Source organism: Endozoicomonas sp. SESOKO3, from assembly GCF_024606255.1.
The window spans coordinates 1-4579 of sequence record NZ_JAHHPR010000131.1; the positions used below are offsets into that span (position 1 = coordinate 1).

At 48.3% G+C, this 4579-nt stretch carries 1 protein-coding gene; it reads right to left on the reverse strand.

Features of this window, described 5'->3' with window-relative positions; all coding sequences use genetic code 11:
* A partial coding sequence (locus KDK18_RS02310; RefSeq protein ID WP_257252908.1) for a hypothetical protein occupies window positions 1-4579 on the reverse strand: 4579 nt, incomplete at both ends.

A 4579-nucleotide genomic window follows, 5' to 3' on the forward strand; every position in this document is an offset into this window, starting at 1 on the left:
GCATGAGTCTGCATCAATGTGTCATGGATAGCCTTGATCAGCTCTGATTCAGACAGGCCAGCAGCATTGGCGTAACGCGTCAGGGTATCCTGAACATTGGCAAGAAATGCTGCCGTCCTGCGGCCATTGTCAAAGGCAATATCATCCAGCACGTAGTTGGCGATGACAGCTGCTGCATACTCTTTCATACCGGCAACAGACTCTTTCATACCTGTCGGGCCGGTTGCAGTCGGGGTCACAGGAATAAAGGCGCTCTGCATAAATTCCTCGGCACCCTTATCGGACAGCATCTGGACGAGCTTCCTGAACTGGGGCACATGGACACCGTGTTTGCTGCCAATAAAGTGTTCAAATTCGCCCATTGCCGTATAAACACCGGCACCTCTGACGGCCTTCAGGTAGTGTTCAAGTTCAACTTTGCTGATCAGGCCTTCACGGAGCAAAGTGATTATATTGTAACCACTGGCAGAATGGCTGGCGAAGTATTCCGGGAAGCCTTTCAGGCCCCCTTGTTCATGCTCGACGAAGTGAATGAATGTTTTGCCCATGCCGCGAATCAGGTCGTCGTATTGTTGGGGCCCTTTTTTTGTCTGATAGATGGCCCATAGCGACAAAGTCAGGACATGTGAGAGAGCACTCTGAGGTCGATCTGCTATTGGCTCGAGAGTGGATTCCGGGAAGACCTTCAGGCTCTTGAAAGTTTCCACCATCCGACTGGCCTGTTCAAACGTCAGTTTGTCTCCGATCTGTGCCTGCAAGCGAATCGCAGCAAATCCATCGTCAAAATGCAAAGTCGGAAGCAACAGTGTTTGCTTACCGCTGGCAACTGCTGCTTCTCTCAGGCCAATTGCAGCTTCCAGGGCTTGTTTTTTGAGAGGATGTTGCTGGGTGAACTCGTGGATAGTGTTCAGAACCTGTACCTGTTTCGGCGTGTACTGGAAGGGGCCAGGGTCACTCTCGACGGCTTGCTCTGCTGCCTTCAGGACCCCCTTCATTCTCTCAATGTCTGTTTTCCTGTATTCAATATTATTTTGCAAATGATTCTGTTCCTGAATCAGGTGTCTGACAGTGCCACCATAGCCATCGTTTCCACCTATTTGTACCTGTCTGTTTCTCAGGGCATTAAGCCGTTGTTCATGGGTGTCAGCAGGAGCTGGTTTAAGACCCATAGCTTTTTCGGTGGCTTCAAGAAGCGCATTATGATCCGCCAAGTCTTGTTTTGCATTGGATAAAGCCTCACTTTTGCGGCTCAGGGCTAAAGACAGCTGAGCTATTTCGAGATTGGGTAAGGCTTTAATCAACTCATCGCTGGTTCCAAATTCGATCTCCTTTTGCTTGCGAATCATATCCGCTTGTGCAAGAGCCTCTTCAGTCATTGCATTGGCTACATTCATACTTTTTCTGTCGTGTTCACGCAGTAAGTCTCTGAGCTGAGCGTACTTTTTCCTGTTGTAAAGCAGTTTACCCAATGCTTCACTGAATTTATTTTGACCATCAGAATCTGTATAGCGTGCAATGGCAATCAAGTAATCAGATGCTTCCTCCAGACCGGTGTCACCTGTTATCTGGATATTCAGACCTGATTTGATTCCCAGTTCCTCAAGGATTTCATCTCGTTTTTCTGCGCTGCATTCCAGCAGGAAATGCCTGATGTCTTTCAGTCGCTCTTCAGTGGTTTGCTCGTCACTTGCAGCCAGGCCTAACTCGATCTGAGCTTCTTTCATTCTCTGGTTGAGAGCTGCGTTTTCTTTATCCGGGATATGTTGGAGGTCAGCACGGTTCCCCGCAAATATCAGGTGTTCGCCACGAAGCTCTTTCAGGTTGCGATGAATAGCTGCCAGTTCATTTTCAGCATTTTTAATTGCTCCTCTGGCTGTGGCGGCATCACGATCAAGGACAAATCGGGGCTTAGGCCCCAAGCGAGCCATTTGCCTGTCCAGCTCATTTTCAATGGCTGCGATACGCTCATCAACCTCAGGCTGACCGGCTTTAAACACTTCTTCATCCAAGTGTTCAAGTTTTGCCTTAATCAGGCTGTTCTGCTCGTCTATACCGGCATCAACTCTAAAGTCCCTAAGCTCGAGTTGATCAGCCATTTGATTGTTTCTGATTCTTTTGACACCCTCATCGTCATAAGTTTCGTTTACTTCTTTCATTAGTTCCTTAATTCTGTCTCTTAGAGCATGCTGCTGGTCGAACAGATTGGCATCGTCTGCAAACCCTATCTGCAGATCACTGGCCAGTTTAGCTATGAAATTTTTTCCTCTTTCTTTAGCGGCAGGATATTCATGATGTAAGATATTCAGTGCGACCTCCAGATCGATAAGATAAATTGCCTGTCGTATTCTGGCTCGCTGATCCGATTCTTCGTTTAAAGAGTTGAGAAGATCATGAATGCCAGAGAGTAAGACGTCCACCTGCATCGGACTCCCCTCCGGAGCGGGTCTGTCAGTTGCAACACGGAGGAGCCTGTCCATGTCAGCCAACTGGTCATTTGAGACATTACCGCTATCAAGTCTTGCACGAACCCTTGCCAGTTTTGCTGCCTTGCCATCACTTTCACTGATTCTGACTCTGATACCGAGTCTGTCTTCCAGCAGTTGCAGTATGATCGAGACCTGTGCCTCTTGCCGCAGTCTGGCTTCACTGACGTATAAGCGTATGTCTTCAGAAACGAGCTGACGATTGAGATACACATCGTCCCTTTCATTGATGTGACTCTTATCTCCCAGAGCTTTTTCCATGGCACGAAGTGTCTCAAAAACTTCAGGCAAGGCTTTGGACTGACCAGGTGTGTTGATGTCTTTCAGTTGTTCTTCCAGTGCTGCATTCTTGAGAAGCGTGGTATGAATGGTTGACTTCAGGACATTGATGTCTTCTGTTGCGATGCCCTCGTTAAGCTCACTCAGATCAGCGATTTCTTGTTTGACATTCATTGTCTTAATTTTTTCAGCCCGATCTTTGGTATCTTTTTTGATGGTCTGTTGCTGAAAACGTTCCTGACCGGCCTGAGCTGCCTGCTGCTTCGGGTGCTTTCGAATGGCCCGGGAACGGACTTCCGGACCCTTTTCGATATCCTGGTCCAGACTGAGCCGATGTTGAATCCTGGTCAGAAGTTTGTGGATTCCAGCATCGGTCATTTCTGTCTTTTGTTGCAGGTGCTGGTACTGCTGAATGGACTGACAGCGGGCTACCAGATCGTTTTCATCCACCGGAGTAATACCGAACCGGTCTTCAATGGCTGCCAGTTTTGCTTTTACAGCCTCAGGACCAGGCTGTCCTGTTGCGGCAAATGTTGCGGCCACTGATTGGTGCATTTCATGAATGTTTTTTCTGATAAGTCTGACTTGTTCTTCTGCTGGCTGGGTACCATCCCAGTTGTCAATACCAAGCACCTCTGCCAGTTGAGTGTTGTGAGCTATGCTGGCTTCTTCTCTGGCGTCAAGGAGTTGTCGTTGCAGATACGGGATTCGTTCGACTTCATACTGAAGTTTCTGTGACTGTTCTTCCAGTTCTTTCGCCACTTTACGAATCAGTGCGAGCTTATCCCCGGCCTGTTGCTTAAGTTGAAGTGCTCTGAGTTTTTCCTCTTCACTGGCATTGGCTGTCTCCGATACAAGCTCTAAATGGTTTTTAACCCGGATCAGTTCGCTTTTTTTGACCAGGTGCTCTTGCAGCTGTCTTTCCCACTCAACCATTTGTCTGGCCGTGTCGCTCACGACTTTGGCAGCAAACTGTTCGTCGTGGTTAAAAACATCGAGCTGTGATTCGTCGACAACGGGTATATGACTCATAATACCGTTAACAAAATTCTGATTGATCAGGAGGTCTTTAAGTGCAGGCTTGAAGCTGAAGTGTTTTGTGAGTTGAATCTGCAACCAGGTTGGTGTGATGACAGTTGAACTGGCTCTGACATGCTCTGGTGTGAATTCAAATTCAACTGCTTGAGCTGGCATGGCACTGGACAATGCCTGCTGAAGAAATTCGTAGTAGGAAAGCGCATGCACTGCCAGTTTATCCTGGTCTGTAAGCGTCGTCGGCTGATCTTTGCCAGCTCCGGCATCGTGCCGTGCAACAAACTCCTCCAACAGTGCCATCTGCCTGCTTAGAATGGCGAACTGGTAGCCTTTGACCTTATGTTTTTTAACCCGTGTCGCAGCAGCAGCGGGGTTATTCTCCCCGGCTTCTAACCAAAGTTTATGGAGGTTTTCTACAAAGGCGATATCATGGGGATTCGGATTCTGACCATGGAAAACAATAACCTCTCCGGAAGCTTCTGCTACTTCCAGCTTTGGATAGCCCTCAGGCACAGGATAAACCTGTGTGTCATCCTCGACGTGAACAACATAGCCGACAGGTTTGCTGTGTGCCAACAGATCATTAAGGGCCTGCTGTTGTATATCCCCTTCCAGGACATGAACCTGAACATAGGCAGAGGTGGCTGCCGCCAGCAGGGCTTCATCATTGACAAAGAGTGATTGACCCAGACGTTGCAGTGCAGGGGGCTGATCGCCCGAAGCGATAAGACGCATGAAGGTACGCCCATTCACTTCAACTTTTTCTACTTCAATGGTGGCAA